The following is a 19,079-nucleotide window of genomic DNA, read 5'->3' on the forward strand; positions in this document are numbered from 1 at the left end:
TCATTCATATCGCTTGAAACGAAAAAGCCCCGCTCGATGTGAGCGGGGCTTTGTGTTTGTCATAATCAAAGGATCTTAGCTGCAGCCGCTGGTCGAACCGCAGGTATCGCATTTGAGGCAGGTGCCGTTGCGGACCATGGTGAAGTTGCCGCATTCGCTGCAGCTTTCCCCTTCATAGCCCTTCATGCGGGCCAGAGCGATCTGATCGGCCTTGGTTGGTTCGGCTTTGATCTGGCCGACCTCGGTCGGGCTTGGCTGCGCTTGGCTTTCCGATTTCAGCATGGTCGTGGTGCCAGATGGCATCGCAGCCGTTGGCGCTGCGGCCTGACTCTGGGCGACGTCCTGTCCATCGACCAGCTTGAAGCGCTCAGTCTTGCCGCGCAGCAGGCCTTTGGAAATCGGAACCGGGGTCTTGCCTTCAGCCGACCCCTTGCCGGTGGAGGTGGTCGCGATGTCGTCCGGATTGACATGGGCGAGATCGTGACGATCCAGATAGGAAACGGCCAGTTCGCGGAAGACATAGTCGAGGATCGAGGTGGCGTTCTTGATTGCCTCGTTGCCCTGCACCATGCCAGCCGGCTCGAACCGGGTGAAGGTGAAGGCGTCGACATATTCATCCAGCGGCACGCCATATTGCAGACCAAGCGAGATGGCGATGGCGAAGTTGTTCATCAACGAGCGGAAGGCTGCGCCTTCTTTGTGCATGTCGATGAAGATCTCGCCAATGGAGCCATCATCATATTCACCGGTCCGCAGATAGACCTTGTGGCCGCCAACGGTGGCTTTCTGGGTGTAGCCCTTGCGGCGATCTGGCAGCTTTTCACGCTCGCGGATGCGACGTTCAATGATGCGTTCAACGATCTTTTCTGTGACCAGAGTTGCACGCTCTGGAACAGGCGTCGCGGTGGCTGCGATGGCTTCGGCTGCATCTTCTGCTTCGTCCTCATCATCGGCCAACAGCTGGCTGTTGAGAGGCTGGGACAGTTTGGAGCCGTCGCGATAGAGCGCATTGGCCTTGAGGGCCAGTTTCCATGACAGCATGTAGGCTTCTTTGCAATCCTCAACCGATGCATCATTTGGCATGTTGATCGTCTTGGAGATCGCGCCGGTGATGAAGGGCTGGGATGCGGCCATCATGTGGATGTGGCTTTCAACCGACAGATAGCGTTTGCCGATGCGGCCGCATGGATTGGCGCAGTCGAAGACCGGCAGATGCTCATCCTTGAGATGCGGAGCGCCTTCCAGCGTCATTGCACCACAGACATGAATGTTGGCGACATCGATTTCTTCCTTGGAAAAGCCAAGGGCTGCCAGCAGGTCGAAATTCGGGTCATCGAGCTGTTCTGCGGTGAAGCCGAGAGTATCCTTGCAGAAGTCTTCGCCCAGTGTCCACTTGTTGAAGGCGAACTTGATGTCGAAGGCGCTTGCAAGGCCTGCTTCTACAGTTGCCAGTTTTTCGTCGGTCAGGCCTTTGCCTTTCAGGGCATTGTGGCTGATGGCATTGCAGCTTTTCAGCGTGCCGCGACCAACTGCATAGGCTTCGATGTCTTTGATCTGGTCTTCATTGTAGCCAAGGGTGCGCAGGGCATTTGGTACGGCGCGGTTGATAATCTTGAAGTAGCCGCCACCGGCGAGCTTCTTGAACTTGACCAGAGCAAAGTCCGGTTCGATGCCCGTTGTGTCGCAATCCATGACAAGGCCGATGGTGCCGGTTGGGGCAACCACGGTGGTCTGGGCGTTGCGGTAGCCATATTGCTGACCCAGCTCAAGGGCTTTGTCCCATGCCTGAACAGCATGGTTCAACAGATGCTTGTCATTGCAGTTGGCATGGTCAAGGGCGACCGGGTTGGTGTCGAGGCCTTCATAGCCATCATTCTGGCCATAGGCAGCGCGGCGATGGTTGCGAATGACACGCAGCATATGCTCGGCATTGGCTTCGTAGCGGGCAAAAGCCCCCAATTCCTTGGCCATTTCAGCCGAGGTGGCGTAGCAGATACCGGTCATCAGTGCGGAGATGGCACCGCAGATCGCACGGCCTTCGTCGCTGTCATAAGGAATGCCCGAGGTCATCAACAGGCCGCCAATGTTGGCATAACCCAGACCCAGCGTGCGGTAGAGATAAGAGCGCTCGGCGATCTCTGGCGATGGGAACTGAGCCATCAGAACCGAGATTTCCAGCACCATGGTCCACAGACGGGTGGTGTGCTCGAACTGCTCTACATCGAACTTGCCGTCCGCTTTGAGGAACTGCAGCAGGTTGATGGAGGCAAGGTTGCAGGCGGTGTTGTCAAGGAACATATATTCCGAGCAGGGGTTGGATGCGATGATCTCGCCGTCTGCCAGACAGGTATGCCAATCGTTGATGGTGGTGTGATATTGCAGGCCCGGATCAGCGGATGCCCAAGCGGCATAGCCGATGCTTTCCCACAAATCGCGTGCTTTGACGGTCTTGCGGACATCACCTTTTATACGGCCAATCAGGTTCCAGTCGCGGTCTTCGTTGACGGCATTGAGGAAATCATCGGTGACGCGGACGGAGTTGTTGGAATTCTGGCCGGACACGGTCAGATAGGCACCGCTGTCCCAATCGGTGTTGTAGATCGGGAATTCGATATCCTTGTAGCCCTGTTTGGCGAACTGGATGATGCGGCGAATATAGTTTTCCGGCACCTGAGACTTTTTGGCCAGGCGGATTTCGCGCTTCAAGGCAGGGTTTTTGGCTGGATCAAAGCATTCGTCGTTGGAGCCCTGACAATTGACGCAGGCCTTCATGACGGCTTTCAGGTGTTTGGAGACGATCTTGGAGCCGGTAACAATGGCTGCAACCTTCTCTTCTTCCTTCACTTTCCAGCTGATATAGGCCTCGATATCAGGGTGGTCGATGTCGACAACAACCATTTTCGCTGCCCGGCGGGTGGTGCCACCAGATTTGATCGCGCCCGCTGCCCGGTCGCCGATCTTGAGGAAGGACATCAGGCCCGAGCTCTTGCCGCCACCGGAAAGAGATTCGCCTTCGGAGCGCAGAGAGGAGAAGTTGGTGCCGGTGCCGGAGCCATATTTGAACAGGCGGGCTTCACGCACCCACAGATCCATGATGCCGCCATCATTGACCAGATCATCGGCGATGGACTGGATGAAGCAGGCATGGGGCTGGGGATGCTCATAGGCGCTGGCAGAGCGGGTCAGACGGCCGGTTTCGAAATCGACATAATGGTGCCCCTGAGATGGGCCATCGATGCCATAGGCCCAATGCAAGCCAGTGTTGAACCATTGTGGCGAGTTCGGTGCGACGCGCTGGGTGCAGAGCATGTAGCGCAGTTCGTCAAAGAAAGCGCGGGCGTCGGCGTCGCTATCGAAATAGCCGCCTTTCCAGCCCCAGTAGGTCCATGTGCCAGCCAGACGGTCAAAGACCTGCTGAGCAGACATTTCCGGACCGTAGCGCTCGTCTTCGGGCAATTGGGCAAGGGCTTCCTCGTCGGGGGCGGAGCGCCACAACCAGGAGGGAACGGAATTTTCTTCAACGCGTTTCAGCGCGGCTGGAATGCCAGCCTTGCGGAAATACTTTTGGGCCAGAATGTCGGCTGCAACCTGTGACCAGGAAGCCGGAACATCGATATTTTCAAGTTTGAAGACGATGGACCCGTCCGGATTGCGAATTTCACTTGTTGCCTTGCGAAACTCGATGCCTTCATAGGCCGATTTGCCTTCGGTGGTATAGCGCCGCTCTACACGCATTGAATAAGCCCCTACAGATATGTGTCTGCCAACGAAATCCTTCGCCAGCCAATTGCAAAACAGTGATTGAGATAAACCGTGGCCATGGTTCGGTCCGCAACACTGTCTCAGTTTCGAGTCCACCCACCCACAGAATCGTGGCAAAATGCACTCGGTTGACGAACACCATTAGATCCAGAATTAGGTTAACAGAATCTATATATGGTGTCCAACTTGGCGACCGATGCGCTATATATAGTGTTTCTCGCCCCAATCTTCCAGCATTAGACACAAGTATTGCCCGGTCCCGGTTTCTTCTCCCTTAGCCAATTTGATGGGCATTAGGGGGAACCGTGATCCGTCGTTATTCACACTCGATACTGGGTCGGGAAGTCTGGAAAACAGGTCCAGAAACACATACGTGGCGCGCCCGTCGCGACAGGATCAGAGTATGCTTTTTTGGACCGCAAATCGTCAAGTCGCGGAATTACGCGTTAACTATGGATAGTGGTTGGCATTGTGTGCATATCTATATCTAGTGTTTCGTGAAACAGGATGCAAATGAGGAAGAATCGCACTTTCAGGCCGTCAACCCCTCTCTGTTACTGCTTGGATAAGAGGCGGACACAAATCTGTTAAAATTGAAATCAAATTGGGTTCAAATTGACAGGCCAAATTTGAGCGTGAGTTAAAAGCTCTGTGCCATACTGATGACTGAACTGACAATAATCAAACGAAGTCAACAGGTTGGGTAAAATGTTGGAGCATCATGCTGCCTATGGACTGGATGTCGAATCGCTCGACGTGGTCATCGTTGATGACTCCAAAACAGTCCTGACGATGATTCGATCCATGATCTCGGCTCTCAAGGTCGAACGGGTTCGGGCCTATGATCGCGCAGACTTGGCTTTGCAGGCCATCATGCATGAACCACCAAATGTCATCCTGACAGATCTTGCCATGTCCCCAATGTCCGGTACCCAGTTGTTGCGGTTGATCCGGCAGCAGACGATGGCACCGCTTTGTTACATTCCGGTGGTTGTGATCACTGCCCATGCCACGGAGCGCCGGGTAGCACAGTTGTTTGAATGTGGCGCGCATCATGTGTTGGCCAAGCCAATGTCGGCGGCGGTGTTGCAAAGTCGGTTGCGCTCGTTGGTGACAGACCCTCGCATGATGCGGCTGGATGGCGATCGCTATGTGATCGATGGCATGCAGGAAATGCTCGAAGAGAAGAAGTCGCGGATGGAATCACTGGCCAAGGCGCGACAGTTCCACACCGAAGTGCTGCCGCAAGCCGTGGAAAGCCAACGGACCGTGGATCGCATTCTCAAGGGTCAGATCGATCACAACAAGGAAGAGGTCCGGACGATCAAGCGGATGTCCACGGGCATGATGATTGGCGAGAAGTTGCGCAAACAACGCGAGGAGCGCGAGGAACGAGAAATGGCAGAACGTGCAGCGCAGCGCAGTGGGCAACGCTCGCGTCGTTATGCCGGGGTCAGTCGGCGCAAAGCTGGATAGAGATTCAGTCGACCGTGGGGCGAGGGAAGAGAGTTGCATTCGGTGGAGGGAGAATGTGGCTCTTTTCTCAGTTTAGGGCTGATGCTTATGGCTCTCCGCGCCAGCTTTGACCAAAGCAGTCTGGACAATTGCGGATATATGTTGGCATAGTGCCAAGCAATTCCAATGCGTCAAAGCGGGTTCACAATGAAGAATATGCTGAGAATGGTCTTCACCTGGTGGGGTAACACGACCTTCGGTACCTGGTACCACACCAAGCGCCACGGCTTTTGTGTCGGCAAGGATGATTTCGGCAACAAATATTATAAGCAGAAGGTGCCTAACAACCCTGCCTATTCGGGCAGCCGCAAGGGCGAGCGCCGGTGGGTCGTGTATGCCGATCCTGCCGAAGCGAGTGCTATTCCGGTTGGCTGGCATGGCTGGCTGCATTATCGCGTTGATGTGCCGCCCAGTCAGGATGAACATGTGCCTTGGCCGTGGGAGCGCGGGCACATACCCAACCGCACAGGAACGCCGCAGGCCTATCGCCCGGACGGGTCAATTCTGTCGCCGCAGAAACGACCGGAAGTATCAGGGGATTACGAGGCCTGGACACCCTGATGCCACATTGATACCCGGATCCTGATCCACAATATCATCGCCGCTCAACACAGAGCGGCGATTTTGTTTTGTGCCCATTGTGTTGCATCCTTGCTGCGGACCTTCGGAAAATCGCCATTTCGGCTCTTGCCTTCGAGGGGCAAACAGGGCTAGGAACGAAGCGTGCCGGGGTGGTGCGATTGAAGGCGGATTCGTCCTGACGAGCCGCGTTCCCTGTCAGAAAAGTCCAGAATGCCCGACAATGTCGCGGGTCGCTGGATGTCGGAGAAGTCGATGTTGTCTTTGGTGAACCGGATTGGGTCCCGCCTTTCTCGCATGGCGATGGTTTTGGGCATTGTGTCCACCAGTGTGATGGTTGCCGCTCCAGCGTCGGCCGAGAAGATTGCCAACAATGTGACCATCTTTTCCGGACTGGACAAGATCACCGGCCGGATCATCCAGTTTGATGTCTATATTGACGAGACCGTGCAGTTCGGTGCCTTGCAGGTGACGCCACGGGTTTGCTACTCCCGACCTGAGACGGAGCGCCAGCAGGTGTCTGCCTTTGTCGAGGTGGATGAAATCACGCTTGAGCGCAAGGTTCGGCGGATCTTTACAGGCTGGATGTTTGCTTCCAGTCCGGGCCTGAATGCAGTCGAGCACGGGGTCTATGATGTGTGGTTGGAAGGCTGCAAGCAGGATTCCAGCGTTCCCAAACCACAATAAACGCCCACCACATTTTTTCGCAGTGCGTTGAGCGATGCCTGATCAGGGGGCGTCCGGACCTGTTGCCATGTCCAAAGCATAGAAATTGGCTTCGCGTTCCAGTGCCTTGCGCAACTGGTCCTGATAGTCCGCCTTGGGGATCTCGATCGCTCCGAACTGCATCAGATGATCAGTGATGAACTGGGTATCAAGCAACGTGAAGCCACCGGCCTTCATCCGCCCCACCAGATGAATCAGCGCCATTTTCGAAGTGTCGCGGGCGCGCGAAAACATGCTTTCTCCGAAAAATGCGGTGCCCAGACTGACGCCATACAGTCCGCCAATCAGTTGGTCTTTATCCCACACTTCAACCGAATGGCAATGCCCCATGCGGAACAGCTCGCGATAGAGCATATGGATCTGGGCATTGATCCAGGTGGAGGGGCGATCTTCGGTGGATTCGGCGCAGGCATTCATCACGCCATCGAAATCCTGATCGACCGTTATCTTGTAGGGGGTCGTCCGCATGGTGCGGGCCATGCGCTTGGAGACATGAAAGCCATCCAGCGGGATGACCCCGCGCATCTCAGGCTCGATCCACATTACGCTCTGGTCTTCGGCGTCTTCTGCCATGGGAAAGATTCCGCAGGCATAGGCGCGTAGCAGCAATTGCGGTGTGATCTCAAAGGGGGACGAATCGTCAGACATGGCGCAATCCTAGTCCAACTTGTTTGAACAAAGTAGGACGGTGGTTTCTGGAATGTCCGCAACAAGAAAACTATCCTAAGAAATTTACTGTTGCGCCTGACAACGAAAAGGCCGCGCGGGGGAGCGCGGCCTTGACTTCCATTCGATAGACGAGGTTTGGATCAATCCTGCGGCTCGGCGAGGTGTTTTTCCAGCCAATGGATGTCATAGTCACCGTTTGCGATGTCGGGATTGTCTACCAGATCGCGGAACAGCGGCAGAGTTGTGTCGATGCCATCAACCACGAACTCGTCGAGCGCGCGACGCAGGCGCATCATGCATTCCACACGGTTGCGACCAATAACAATCAACTTGCCGATCAGGCTGTCATAATAGGGTGGAATGGAATAGCCCTGATAGACACCGGAATCGACGCGGACACCAAGGCCGCCCGGAGGATGATAGTGGGAGATCTTGCCCGGAGATGGCACAAAGGTCTTGGCATTCTCGGCATTGATGCGACATTCAATGGCGTGGCCAGAGAAGGTCACATCGGACTGCTGGATGTCGAGGCCGATGCCGGCGGCAATCTTCAATTGCTCATGGACGAGATCGATGCGGGTGATCATTTCGGTGACCGGATGCTCGACCTGCAGACGGGTGTTCATTTCGATGAAATAGAACTCGCCATCTTCATACAGAAACTCGATGGTGCCTGCACCGGAATAACACAACTGCTTCATGGCGTCGGCGCAGATTTCGCCGATCCGGTTCTGCTGCTCGGTATTCAGGGCAGGGGAACAGGCCTCTTCCCATACCTTCTGGTGCCGGCGCTGCAAGGAGCAGTCGCGTTCGCCCAGATGGATGGCATGGCCATTGCCGTCACCCAGAACCTGTACTTCGATGTGGCGCGGTTTGGCGAGATACTTCTCGATATAGACGGTGGAATCGCCAAAGTTCGCAGAGGCCTCGGCGCGTGCGGTAGAGAAGGCGCGCGCCATGTCTTCGGACTTGTGGACCACCTGCATGCCCTTGCCGCCGCCGCCGGAGGCGGCCTTGATCAGCACCGGATAGCCCATGTCTTCGGCAAGACGGATGGCTTCCTCGGCATCGACAACGCTGCCGTCAGAGCCGGGAACCACCGGGATACCCAAACGTTTGGCGGTCTGCTTGGCGGCAATTTTATCGCCCATGATGCGGATATGTTCAGCCTTCGGGCCGATGAAGCCGATATTATGGTCTTCCAGCGCTTGCGCGAAACGGGCATTTTCCGACAGGAAACCATAGCCCGGATGAACCGCATCAGCGCCGGTAATTTCACAGGCGGCAATGATGTTGACGATGTTGAGGTAGCTGTCTCTGGCCGCAGGTGGGCCGATGCAGACGCTCTCGTCGGCGAGTTTGACATGCATGGCCTCGGAATCGGCGGTGGAATGAACGGCCACCGTCTGAATCCCCAGCTCCTTACAGGCACGCAAAACGCGAAGGGCAATTTCGCCTCGGTTTGCGATCAGAACCTTAGAAAACATGAATTTCCCCTAGACTCCACAGCATTCCGGGTGTGCCAGAATGCTGCAAGATAAGTTTGTTTGGCAGGCGCCTTATTCGATGATGACCAGCGGCTCGTCATATTCGACAGGCTGCGCGTTATCAACGAGGATTGCCGTTACCGTGCCAGAGCGTGGCGCAGGGATGTCGTTCATGGTTTTCATGGCTTCGACGATCATCAGAGACTGGCCTTCTGTGACCTTGTCGCCAACGGAGATAAAGTTTGGTGCACCCGGCTCTGGTGCCAGATATGCGGTGCCAACCATCGGGGAGCGAACCGCATTGGGATTGGATGCATTGTCCGATGCAGCAGGAGCGGCAGCAGCCACAGGGGCAGGAGACACTGGCGCAGCAACAGGTGCCGGAGCTGCTGCCGCCGGAGCCGCATAGGTCGCCTGCTGGATGATCACTTCCCGAGCAACTCGAATGCGCAAGTCATTTTGCTCGACTTCGATTTCCGTCAGATCTGTTTCCTGAACCAGTTCTGCCAGCTGACGGATGAAGTCAGGATCAAGTTTGCTTTTGTCTTTTGTCATTTGTTCGCATTCCGTATTTTCAAAGCAGGATTTTCCCGCTGTTGCGAAAGAGGCTGCAGGGTGACGGTTTACCTGTCACGCTTGCCAAGATGGGTCACGAGGGCTTCCATCGCCATAGTATATCCGTCCACGCCCAGACCGCATAGAACAGCCATTGCGACCGGAGAGACATAGGATTTGTGGCGGAAGGTTTCCCGTGCATGAATATTGGACAGATGGACTTCGATAACGGTCAGGCCGCTTGCGCGGATCGCATCATGAAGGGCAACTGACGTATGGGAATAGGCGGCTGGGTTGATGATCAGGCCTTTTGCCTTTTGTCCGGCTTCCTGAATCCAGTCAACCAACTCGCCTTCATGATTGCTTTGGCGGAAATCCACCGACACGCCCAGTTCCGATGCCTTTTTGTGACAAGCCGCTTCAACGTCACTCAGGGTTAGGGTCCCGTAAATACCAGGTTCTCTTGTTCCAAGTAGATTGAGGTTGGGACCGTTAAGAACGAAAATCGTGTCTGTCATTGTATTATCCAAGTGAATTTCAGCCACGGCTAGGATCACATTCTTGTTACCAGCCGTGACGCCAAATATAGGAACTCGTTTTGAGATAGAAAAGAGTAGCACTCCACTCTTTTCTTCTTTGGGAGAGCATTTTGAGTGAGAATTTTGCGAAAAGTAAGACCTTGATCCAGTTCGTTCTTACGTAACGTAATGAATGGCAGTCGGTTTGTGCCGACTGCCGTCTTTTCAGAATGCAAAACCCACGGCCTCCCCGTGTTGTGCTCCGCTCTTAACAACTGGTGGAGCCGCAGGAGCGCACCTCTTTGATTTTGCCAATCAGAACGTCTGCGGGCACAAAGCCGGGAATCACTTCATCGCCAATGATGAAACCGGGGGTGCCGGTCAGTTGCAGAGATTCTGCGAGACGGTAATTCTCTTCAATTGGCTTGAGCAGGGCGCGGTCTTCGAAGCGTTTTTCGAGGTCGTCGCGGGAGATGCCAAGTTTTTCAGCGACACGCAGCGCCGATTCCTTGTTGGCCCGGCCGCGCAGGGTCATCATGTCTTTATGGAAGTCCCAGTATTTTTCGGGCGCTGCTTCAGAGACAGCCATGGCGACGAGGGCGGCTTCCATGGAGGGCTGACCGAGCACCGGCCATTCCTTGACAATGAAGCGCAGATTTTTGTCACTTTCGAGCAGGTCGATCATGCTGGAGAAGGCTTGCTTGCAGTATCCGCAGTTATAGTCGAGAAATTCTACCAGTGTGACGTCACCATCCGGGTTGCCAAACACGACCTGTCCTTCGGCGCTGAGCAGGGCATCTTTGTTATCAGCCAGTGCCTGTTTGGCCTGCTCCGCCCGTTCTTCGCGGTCGGCTGCTTCCCGCTTGGCGTCTTCCGCCCGAAGGAGACCGAAGACGTCGCGGATGACGCTCGGATTTTCCAGTAGATAGTCTTTGACGATCTTTTCGATTTCCTGTTTCTGATCGGCATCAAAGCTTTCAGCAGCGGACGGCGTTGCGGTGAAGCCGAAGGCCGCAAGGGAGATGATCAGGCTGGCGGTCAGGTTTTTCAATGAGCGCATGAATGAAGACATCCTCTTTTGTCTCGTGTCGAAGCGTTGGTCTGTTGGCGGGTGCCCGGACCATCGCGCGGTGTCGCGAAGTTGGTTGCAGAATAGGCGAAATCGGCGTGGCTGCGTCGTATAAATGCGAATACTCACTGGAAAGTGAAGTTATTGCGGTGAAAGGCACGCCATTGCCAGCCTAAAGGGCCATCAGTTAAAGGCGTGGTGGTTTGTAGGACAGAATGTCATCGGCCTGCAGCCATTCCGGGCTGCCGCGCGGCAGTTTCTTCTGGGCTCGGGCGGCCATCGCCTTGGCCGAACGGATGTCTCCTGCTGCAAAATAGCCGTTGGCGGTCGCGATCTCGGCGAAAGCGCGATTGCCCAACTGGTCGTAGGCTTGGGCCAGAAGCCGATAGCCGAGCCCCAGATCGGGGTCATTTTGCAAGCCACGGCGCAAATGGTCGACCGCTTGGCGGTAGTTGCGGTTGGACTTTGACGAGAGAATCGCCTGCCCCAGCATGACCCGCAAAATGCCTTCATTGGGCTTCATTGAAATAGCCTTGTTGAGCGGTGCAATCGCGCGGTCTCCATTGCCGGTTTCGAGCAAAATCTGGCCTTTCAACTCCCAGAAATAGGGATGGTTGGGGGCTGCCTTCAACAGACCGTCGACCATCTTCAGCGCCCTTTTGTGGCTGCCGAGGCGATAGGTGACGATGGCTTGCGCATAGCGGTCGGCAAGACTGTTGCCCTTGAACATCCGCATGGTGCGTTTTCCATTGAAGGTGAAGGCCGCAAGTTTGGCGCGGACCAGATCGTGGCGGGCCTGCAGTTGGGCGCTGTCCTTGCGGTTGAAGAATTTGCTTTTCTTCGCCAACCGTTCGATTTGGCCAATGCGTTCGCGAGGCAGCGGATGGGAACGAATATAAGGATCAACGAAATTGCCCGAGAAAAGGGCCTGATCGGCGAACCGCTCGAAGGTGGTCAGCATGCCTTTGGCGGATTGGCCTGTGCGCTGCAGATACCGGATGGCTGCACGGTCGGCGGCCGTCTCCTCGGTTCGGGCATAGTTGAGGAAAGTGCGTTGCGCGATGCCCTGTGAACCGGCCGCAATGGCCGTGCCTGCCTGTGCTGCACTGGCATTGCCCGAGGCCGCACCGGCGGCGGCAGCACCTGCCCCAAGGATCATGCCAATGGCGGCGATGGTTTGAGCCCCTTCAATGGCCTGACGCAGACGAATGAGGTGGCCACCAGCGATGTGACCGGTTTCGTGGGCAATGATGCCAATCACTTCATTCGGAGTTTTGGCGGTGATCAGCGTGCCGGTGTTGATGAACATCCGTTTGCCGTCGACGACAAAGGCATTCAATGCGGGGTCGTTGACAAGGTGGATACGGATATTCTGCGGCTTGAGGCCTGCTGCCTTGAAGATCGGGCGGGCATAGTCGCGGATCAGTTCTTCGGTTTCTGCATCGCGTACCAGCTTGATCCGACCACGCTGGGCCTCGGCGGATGTGGCATGCAGCAATGGCGTCAGGCCGATCAGACCGGCGATCAGACCGGTCAACAGTTTGGTGCTGGCCTTGTGGGGTGCGGGGCCTGCACGCACTGGACGATGGTCGACCAGTGAGAAGGGTAGAAGTTTGCGCAAAGACTTGATACCAAAGCCTTGAACCATGATCACAACCTCTTTTCGTGCCTGATTTTCGCACCAGTGATCGGCCATTGGCATGCCGGACTGGTCTGGAAACGGAGTGCTCCTCGGGGAGCTTTCCCGCCAGTCTGCATCCTCAGTGGGTGAAAATATGGCACAACAGGACAAGAGCGCAAAAAGGAAAAGACAAATGCTCAGGATTTCCAAACGCGGTGCGATCCAGCCGTTTCTGGCGATGGATGTGATGGCGCGGGCCAATGCGCTGGAAAAGGACGGCCAACAGATCGTCCATATGGAGGTCGGGCAGCCCGGAGCGCCTGCGCCCCGTCTGGTGCGCGAGGCGGCGGAAAAGGCGCTGATTGACGGGCGCATCGGCTATACCGACGCAATGGGCATTGCACCGCTCAAAGAGCGGATTGCACAGCATTACATGGACCAATATGGGGTATCGGTGTCGCCTGATAGCATTGCCGTCACCACCGGGTCGAGTGCAGGGTTCAATCTGGCATTTTTGGCATTGTTTGAGGCTGGCGATCGCGTGATTCTGCCAAGCCCCGGCTATCCTGCCTATCGCAACATCTTGGCGGCGCTGGGTCTCGAGGTGGTCGAGGTGGAAACAAGGGCAAAAGATCGTTGGTGCCTGACGGCGGAGGCCATTCGCTCGGCGCATGCCCAGAAGCCTGTCAAAGGCGTGTTGATTGCCTCGCCCGCCAATCCGTCTGGCACGATCATGGAGCCTGACGCTCTGCAATCGGTGATCGAGACTTGCGAAGAGCTTGGTATCTGGTTCATTTCCGACGAGATCTATCACGGGCTTGATTATGGCATGAAGGCGGAGACTGCCCTTCGCTATTCCCCCAATGTGGTGATCATCAACTCCTTCTCCAAATATTATTGCATGACCGGTTGGCGGATCGGCTGGATGGTGCTGCCTGAACAGGCCCGGCGCTCTGTCGAGTGCCTTGGCCAAAGCCTTTATATTTCTGCACCGATGCTTTCTCAGGTGGCGGCGATTGCTGCTTTTGATGCGCGCGAGGAACTCGAAGGCATCAAGGCTGGCTATGGGCGCAACCGGGCCTTTCTGAAAGAAGCCCTGCCTGCGTTGGGGTTGGGCGACTTCATGCCGATGGATGGCGCTTTCTATGCCTATTGCAATGTCAGCCGACTGACCAATGACTCGATGGATTTTGCCAAACGGTCATTGACCGAGGCTGGTGTCGCTTTGACGCCGGGCGCCGACTTCGATACCACGCGCGGCCATCATTATGTGCGGATGTCTTTTGCCGGGACCGAAGAGGATATGCATGAAGCGGTTCGGCGTCTGAAGGCGTGGTTGTGATCGGAACGAACAGCCCTGGTTGCCAATAAAAAATGCCGCCCCGATATCGGAGCGGCCTTTTTGATGCGTTTGTTCTGGAAGCCTAGAGGAAACCGGAGCGGTTCCACCAGCCAGAGCGTTTCGGACGCTTGTCTTCCGGCTTTGTTTCTTCCTGTTCGGTCGATGGCTTGGCAGACGTCTCCGGTGTCTCGCCTTCGCCCTCTGGGGCTTTGGCTGCGTCGTCTTCGCTTTCGGCCTCAGCAGCATCGGAGGACTCGGTTGCCGGTGCTGCCTCTTCTGGCTGACTATCGGTCACCGCTTCTGCTTTTTCCTCAACAACAGGCGCTGCTTCTTCGCTCTCAGGAGCCAGCGCAGCAGCAGTGTCAGAAACCACGTCTTCAACTGCCTCTGCAGGCGCTGCCTCGGCATGCGTATCTGTGACTGGCGCTTCATCTGTCGGGGTTGGCGCAACAGGTTCAGGGCTGTCAGTGCTTTCCGCCTGTTTGGCTTCATCACCAGCCGTGTCTGCTACAGAACCGGATTCAGATGGCGTTTCAGAGGAGGCTTCGTCGCTGTTGGCGTTGTCACCGTCAGCGTCCGTGTTGGTCTCACCGTCGTTGCCATCGGCGGACATGTCGTCCTGACCATTGCGGTTGCGACGGTTGCGACGACCACCCCGACGGCCGCGGCGGCGGCTCTTTTTGGGCTTGTCTTCGTTGCCTTCCTCGTCCGATGCAGACTGTTCTTCGTTGTCACTGCCATTGTCGGACTCGTCGTCAGACTGATCGTCCGACGAATTCTGTGCATCGGCTTGCATGTCCGAGTTGGACTTGCGGCGACGACGACGGCGGCGGCGCTTTTTCGAGCTGCTTTCCTCGTCGCGTTCGCGGTCTTCCTGAATCTCGGTTTCCGTCAGATCGTCATCCAGATCATCGGTCAGGATCATCGACACAGTCTGGGTTGGCGCAACTGGCTGTTCCAGCGGCTCGCCCCGCTCGATTTCCAGATGCTTGCCTTCCAGGCTGTCATCCACCTCGATGGTGATGGAGACGCCAAATCGGTTTTCCAGCTCAAACAGATTGTTTCGTTTCTGGTTGAGGATATAGAGCGCCACATTGGTGCGGGTCTTGACGACCACATGGTGGGTCACACCCTTGAGCAAATGATCTTCAATGGTCCGCAGGATCAGCAAGGCCACAGAGGCTGCTGCACGCACATAGCCGGTGCCATGGCAATGCGGGCAGGGGTCCATGGTGCTTTCCAGCACGCCGGTGCGAATGCGCTGGCGTGACATTTCAAGCAGCCCGAAATGGGAAATGCGACCAACCTGAATGCGGGCGCGATCGGACTTCAAGCAGTCCTTCAGACGCTTCTCAACCGCACGGTTGTTGCGTTTCTCTTCCATGTCGATGAAATCGATGACCACAAGGCCAGCCAGATCACGCAAGCGGAGCTGACGCGAAATCTCTTCGGCTGCCTCAAGGTTGGTCGACAGGGCGGTGTCTTCAATATTGTGCTCGCGGGTCGAGCGACCGGAGTTGACGTCGATGGAGACGAGCGCTTCGGTCTGGTCGATGACGATATAGCCGCCGGACTTGAGGGTCACTTGCGGGCTGAACATCGCGTCGAGCTGGCTCTCAATGCCCATGCGGGTAAAGATCGGCTGTGGCTCGCGATAAGGCTGCACATTCCGGGCATGGCTCGGCATCAGCATCTTCATGAAGCCCTTGGCTTCCTTGTAGCCTTCGTCGCCCGCCACAAGGACCTGATCGATATCCTTGTTATAGAGGTCCCGGATGGAGCGCTTGATCAGCGAGCCCTCCTCATAGACCAACAATGGCGCTGCCGACTTCAAGGTCAGATCGCGGACATTCTCCCACAGACGCAGGAGATATTCGAAATCGCGTTTGATTTCGGTCTTGGTGCGCGAAGCACCAGCGGTGCGCAGGATTACACCCATGCCGTCGGCAACCTCGAGGTCGGAAGCAATCTGCTTCAGGCGCTTGCGGTCGGTGACGTTGGTGATTTTGCGGGAGATGCCGCCGCCACGGGCGGTGTTTGGCATCAGAACCGAGTAGCGGCCAGCCAGCGAGAGGTAGGTGGTCAGGGCTGCGCCCTTGTTGCCACGTTCTTCTTTCACCACCTGCACAAGCAGGATTTGGCGGCGCTTGATAACTTCCTGAATTTTATACTGACGTGTGCGACGGCGGGAGCGGCGCTCCGGCACTTCTTCCAAGGCGTCTTCGGCACCGACATGCTCGACATCGGACTCTTCATCGCTGTCGTCGTCTTCATCGTCCTCGTCATCGACGGCTTCAAACGAGACATGGTCTTCGTCGTCCAGCTCTTCCGCTTCCTCAATGTCTTCGGGATCGGCGCTGACGCTTTCTGCTTCGGCAATGGCGTGGGCTTGCGCCGGTGGTGTCCCGGATCCGTCGCTGTCGTCGGAGGCGTCGTCTTTGCTCAGATCAATCGCGGCCTCATCGCCTTCATAGGCGGTGACAAAAGCTTCGTCATCTGAAGATGTGCTTTCCGGAGCAGACGTTTGTTCCGTAGCGGATCCTGCATCGCCAGCGTCTGCAACGACAGGCGCATCAGTGGTTTCAGAAGAAGAGGACGCAGCAGCATCAGCAGCGGCTTCCACGTCCGTTGCTTCACTCTGTTCGTTTGTCGTTTCCTGAGCCTCAGTTGCCTGAGCTTCTGCCTTGTCTTCCGCATTCTTGCGGCTGGACCGCGAAGAGCGACGGCGCGACTTGCGCGGCTTCTTCTCTTTGCTGGGCTTTTCCTTCTCGGAACTTGCCTCTACATCATCATCATCGTTGCCATGGCCTTTTTCTTCTTCCAGAAGAGCCTGACGATCGGCAACCGGGATCTGGTAATAGTCCGGATGAATTTCGCTAAATGCGAGGAAACCGTGGCGATTGCCACCGTAATCAACGAAAGCCGCCTGCAGAGATGGTTCAACTCTGGTGACTTTGGCTAGATAGATATTGCCACGCAATTGTTTGCGATTGGCGGACTCGAAGTCGAATTCCTCAACCCGATTGCCGCGTACGACAACCACCCGGGTTTCCTCCGGATGCGTCGCATCAACGAGCATTTGATTTGCCATTGGGTAATGTCTCCACGAAACAGCGCGCCGACAACCGTTCTGGCCAATGCTTCAGGCACCCGGCAGGTTCGCGTTATTCCGTTTTTGTCTGATGACGACCTTGCCTTTCGCTGTGGAAGGATATGCAAACCGTCCAAAGCCAGGGCGTGCAGTCTTGCTGCAATGCTGTCTCTGGAGTTGGGGCCGGTTCTCATATGCATGACCAGGCGAGATCCTCTTGTTTTCAATTTCGTACCCGGCATGGCCTTTGTGAAGGTATCCGGGTCGGGGTTCTGGGCCTACAGACGGGGGCACGTTTCTCATGCACCCCTTGCTGCGGCGGAAAAATCGGTGTGTCAGGCTAAATATCTGACTTGTTTAGGCATTTTGCATCAAGCTTGGTATGTCCGAGGCGTCTGCGCATCTCGCGAGGCGTCACATTTCGTGTTGATCAGTCTTCCTGCATCTGACCACCTGCCGCGTGTGCTGATGGGGCAAAAAGCCAGATCGTAACAGCGGACAGTCGAATCGGATCATTGCTATGCAACAATGGCCTTTCATCTTTGTAGGGTTCCTAAATCAAATATGCAAGTCTTGGTCCAGATTTAGCTCATCTTTAGACGGGTTTTTAAAGCTGAACATCATACGTGCGAATCCTCACTACCAACTTTCTGTCAAGAGGGGGTTAACCTCGGGGCGATTATGGTTTAGCAACTGTTGCCAAATCGAACCGCGGCATGGTTCGCCCCAGCCAAGGAATGCTTCAAGAGTGCGCCTATGATATTGTCCAATCTGTCTCGCCACATGCGTCACTGTCTGGTGGTCTGCCTGTTCGTGACCCTGACCCTCGCCGGTTTGGGTGTTGTGGGGTTGCAGGCTGCCACGAAAGCGCCCGCAGCCAAGGTCGAGAGCGACAGCGGGGCAGTGGTCGTGCAGGCTGTACGCACCTCTGGCGACGGCAAGACGGCCAAATTTGTGCTTGATGTCTCCCGCCCTGTCAGCTTCAGCGTGTTTGCTTTGGCCGAGCCCTATCGTCTGGTGATCGACTTACCGGATCTGGATTTCGAGATGGCCCATTCGATGGCGCAGGTCGAGCGTGGCATGGTGCGCAATTTCCGTTTCGGCAATTTTGGCGACCAGCGGTCCCGGATTGTGCTTGATCTGAATGGCCCGGCCAAGGTGATGAAGGCTTATAGCTTGCCTGCCGTTGACGACAATGAGGCGCGGCTGGTGATTGAATTGTCGCGCGTCGATGAACGTGAATTCTCCGAACAGTCGCTCAGGGATGTTATTCGTGTTGAGGTCGAGGGCGAGGCGGCGGCAAAAGTCGCGGCCCTGTCGGCGCATCCTTTGGCAAAAGATCGCAAGGATGCAGATCCGAGGCCATTGGTGGTGCTCGATCCGGGGCATGGCGGCATCGATACTGGCGCTGTTTCGCCCAAGGGGCATGTCGAGAGCAAGCTGGTGTTGGCCTTTGCTCTTGCGTTGCGCGAAAATTTGCTGGCCGATGGGCGATTCCGGGTGGCGATGACCCGTGAAACGGACACATTCATTTCGTTGTCCAAGCGGGTGGCCTTTGCCCGGGCTCGCCATGCAGATCTGTTCGTCTCAATACATGCGGATACTGTGAGGCAAAGCTATGTTCGAGGGGCTACTGTCTACACCTTGTCCGACAAGGCGTCTGACGCAATTGCTGCTGATCTGGCGCATCGGGAGAATCGCTCGGATTTGCTCGCCGGTCTTGAGATGGAAGAAAAGGATGATGTGGTCGCGGATATTCTGATTGATTTGACGCGGCGCGAGACCTCCAATCATTCTTCTCTTTATTCCCGCACCCTTGTCGGAGCGCTGGAATCCAGCATTCGACTCGCCAAGCGTCCGCAACGGTCAGCCGGGTTCAAGGTGTTGAAGGCACCTGACATTCCGAGCGTCCTGTTGGAGCTTGGCTATTTGTCAAACAAGGAGGATCAGTCGGCTCTGACCTCCAAGACATGGCAGAAGAAGGCCATCCAATCGATCAGCAAGTCGATCGAGATGTTCTTTGCCCGCCGTTCCACCCATAGCAGTGGACTTTTCACCAAAAGTTCTGGCTGATCGGCAACAATCTGCCGGGTTGCAATTGTCGTGACAAGTTCCTGACTCATTCTGGATGCAGCAAACGCGCAA

General features: G+C 56.0%; 13 protein-coding genes. 5 read left to right on the top strand and 8 right to left on the bottom strand.

Annotated features, from left to right (window positions below; translation table 11 throughout):
• Positions 1-75: 75 nt before the first annotated feature.
• A complete protein-coding gene (locus tag FDK21_RS04690) occupies positions 76-3,735 on the bottom strand; it encodes a vitamin B12-dependent ribonucleotide reductase (protein WP_138147653.1) in 3,660 nt (1,219 codons plus the stop codon).
• A 735-nt stretch (positions 3,736-4,470) separates the two neighbouring features.
• Between FDK21_RS04690 and FDK21_RS04695 the strand changes: the two genes are divergently transcribed.
• From FDK21_RS04695 to FDK21_RS04705, 3 genes are all read left to right on the top strand, one after another.
• Positions 4,471-5,238 (top strand): response regulator, encoded by a 768-nt coding sequence (locus FDK21_RS04695; RefSeq protein WP_114008952.1) that lies wholly within the window; start codon positions 4,471-4,473, stop codon positions 5,236-5,238.
• Positions 5,239-5,424: 186 nt separating this feature from the next.
• Positions 5,425-5,838 carry an NADH:ubiquinone oxidoreductase subunit NDUFA12 gene (locus tag FDK21_RS04700; RefSeq protein ID WP_114008951.1) on the top strand — a complete coding sequence of 138 codons (414 nt, stop codon included), beginning with the start codon at positions 5,425-5,427 and terminating at the stop codon, positions 5,836-5,838.
• A gap of 315 nt (positions 5,839-6,153) precedes the next feature.
• Positions 6,154-6,543, top strand: coding sequence for a DUF2155 domain-containing protein (locus FDK21_RS04705; RefSeq protein WP_245418433.1), 390 nt, complete (start codon positions 6,154-6,156; stop codon positions 6,541-6,543).
• A gap of 42 nt (positions 6,544-6,585) precedes the next feature.
• On the opposite strand, the gene aat is transcribed toward FDK21_RS04705, so the two are convergent.
• The 6 genes from aat to FDK21_RS04735 all read right to left on the bottom strand — a co-directional run bounded on the left by aat (position 6,586) and on the right by FDK21_RS04735 (position 12,528).
• Positions 6,586-7,230: a leucyl/phenylalanyl-tRNA--protein transferase gene (gene aat / locus FDK21_RS04710; protein WP_138147654.1), complete on the bottom strand. Its 645-nt coding sequence runs from the start codon at positions 7,228-7,230 to the stop codon at positions 6,586-6,588.
• A 161-nt stretch (positions 7,231-7,391) separates the two neighbouring features.
• Positions 7,392-8,738 (bottom strand): acetyl-CoA carboxylase biotin carboxylase subunit, encoded by a 1,347-nt coding sequence (gene accC / locus FDK21_RS04715; RefSeq protein WP_114008949.1) that lies wholly within the window; start codon positions 8,736-8,738, stop codon positions 7,392-7,394.
• 72 nt (positions 8,739-8,810) lie between these two features.
• Positions 8,811-9,293, bottom strand: a complete 483-nt coding sequence (gene accB / locus FDK21_RS04720) for an acetyl-CoA carboxylase biotin carboxyl carrier protein (RefSeq protein ID WP_114008948.1) — start codon at positions 9,291-9,293, stop codon at positions 8,811-8,813.
• A 68-nt stretch (positions 9,294-9,361) separates the two neighbouring features.
• A complete protein-coding gene (aroQ, locus tag FDK21_RS04725; RefSeq protein ID WP_114008947.1) occupies positions 9,362-9,811 on the bottom strand; it encodes a type II 3-dehydroquinate dehydratase in 450 nt (149 codons plus the stop codon).
• Between the two features lie 268 nt (positions 9,812-10,079).
• The gene (locus FDK21_RS04730; RefSeq protein WP_138147655.1) at positions 10,080-10,871 is read right to left on the bottom strand and encodes a DsbA family protein; all 792 of its coding nucleotides are present in this window, start codon (positions 10,869-10,871) and stop codon (positions 10,080-10,082) included.
• Between the two features lie 196 nt (positions 10,872-11,067).
• Positions 11,068-12,528, bottom strand: coding sequence for a M48 family metalloprotease (locus FDK21_RS04735; protein WP_138147656.1), 1,461 nt, complete (start codon positions 12,526-12,528; stop codon positions 11,068-11,070).
• Positions 12,529-12,694: 166 nt separating this feature from the next.
• On the opposite strand from FDK21_RS04735, the gene FDK21_RS04740 reads away from it, so the two are divergent.
• Positions 12,695-13,843 (top strand): aminotransferase class I/II-fold pyridoxal phosphate-dependent enzyme, encoded by a 1,149-nt coding sequence (locus FDK21_RS04740; protein WP_138147657.1) that lies wholly within the window; start codon positions 12,695-12,697, stop codon positions 13,841-13,843.
• Positions 13,844-13,925: 82 nt separating this feature from the next.
• Here FDK21_RS04740 and FDK21_RS04745 read toward each other — a convergent pair whose 3' ends face one another.
• Positions 13,926-16,934: a ribonuclease E/G gene (locus tag FDK21_RS04745; protein ID WP_138147658.1), complete on the bottom strand. Its 3,009-nt coding sequence runs from the start codon at positions 16,932-16,934 to the stop codon at positions 13,926-13,928.
• A 756-nt stretch (positions 16,935-17,690) separates the two neighbouring features.
• Between FDK21_RS04745 and FDK21_RS04750 the strand changes: the two genes are divergently transcribed.
• Positions 17,691-19,007: an N-acetylmuramoyl-L-alanine amidase gene (locus FDK21_RS04750; protein WP_138147659.1), complete on the top strand. Its 1,317-nt coding sequence runs from the start codon at positions 17,691-17,693 to the stop codon at positions 19,005-19,007.
• Positions 19,008-19,079 lie beyond the last annotated feature (72 nt).

Origin of the sequence: Cohaesibacter sp. CAU 1516, from assembly GCF_005771485.1 — a bacterium.
Classification (GTDB): domain Bacteria; phylum Pseudomonadota; class Alphaproteobacteria; order Rhizobiales; family Cohaesibacteraceae; genus Cohaesibacter; species Cohaesibacter intestini.

Coding starts and splice junctions, on each gene's coding strand:
- FDK21_RS04690 (WP_138147653.1), bottom strand. CDS start 3,735: ATGCGTGTAGAGCGGCGCTATACCACCGAAGGCAAATCGGCCTATGAA.
- FDK21_RS04695 (WP_114008952.1), top strand. CDS start 4,471: ATGTTGGAGCATCATGCTGCCTATGGACTGGATGTCGAATCGCTCGAC.
- FDK21_RS04700 (WP_114008951.1), top strand. CDS start 5,425: ATGAAGAATATGCTGAGAATGGTCTTCACCTGGTGGGGTAACACGACC.
- FDK21_RS04705 (WP_245418433.1), top strand. CDS start 6,154: ATGGCGATGGTTTTGGGCATTGTGTCCACCAGTGTGATGGTTGCCGCT.
- aat (WP_138147654.1), bottom strand. CDS start 7,230: ATGTCTGACGATTCGTCCCCCTTTGAGATCACACCGCAATTGCTGCTA.
- accC (WP_114008949.1), bottom strand. CDS start 8,738: ATGTTTTCTAAGGTTCTGATCGCAAACCGAGGCGAAATTGCCCTTCGC.
- accB (WP_114008948.1), bottom strand. CDS start 9,293: ATGACAAAAGACAAAAGCAAACTTGATCCTGACTTCATCCGTCAGCTG.
- aroQ (WP_114008947.1), bottom strand. CDS start 9,811: ATGACAGACACGATTTTCGTTCTTAACGGTCCCAACCTCAATCTACTT.
- FDK21_RS04730 (WP_138147655.1), bottom strand. CDS start 10,871: ATGCGCTCATTGAAAAACCTGACCGCCAGCCTGATCATCTCCCTTGCG.
- FDK21_RS04735 (WP_138147656.1), bottom strand. CDS start 12,528: ATGGTTCAAGGCTTTGGTATCAAGTCTTTGCGCAAACTTCTACCCTTC.
- FDK21_RS04740 (WP_138147657.1), top strand. CDS start 12,695: ATGCTCAGGATTTCCAAACGCGGTGCGATCCAGCCGTTTCTGGCGATG.
- FDK21_RS04745 (WP_138147658.1), bottom strand. CDS start 16,934: ATGGCAAATCAAATGCTCGTTGATGCGACGCATCCGGAGGAAACCCGG.
- FDK21_RS04750 (WP_138147659.1), top strand. CDS start 17,691: ATGATATTGTCCAATCTGTCTCGCCACATGCGTCACTGTCTGGTGGTC.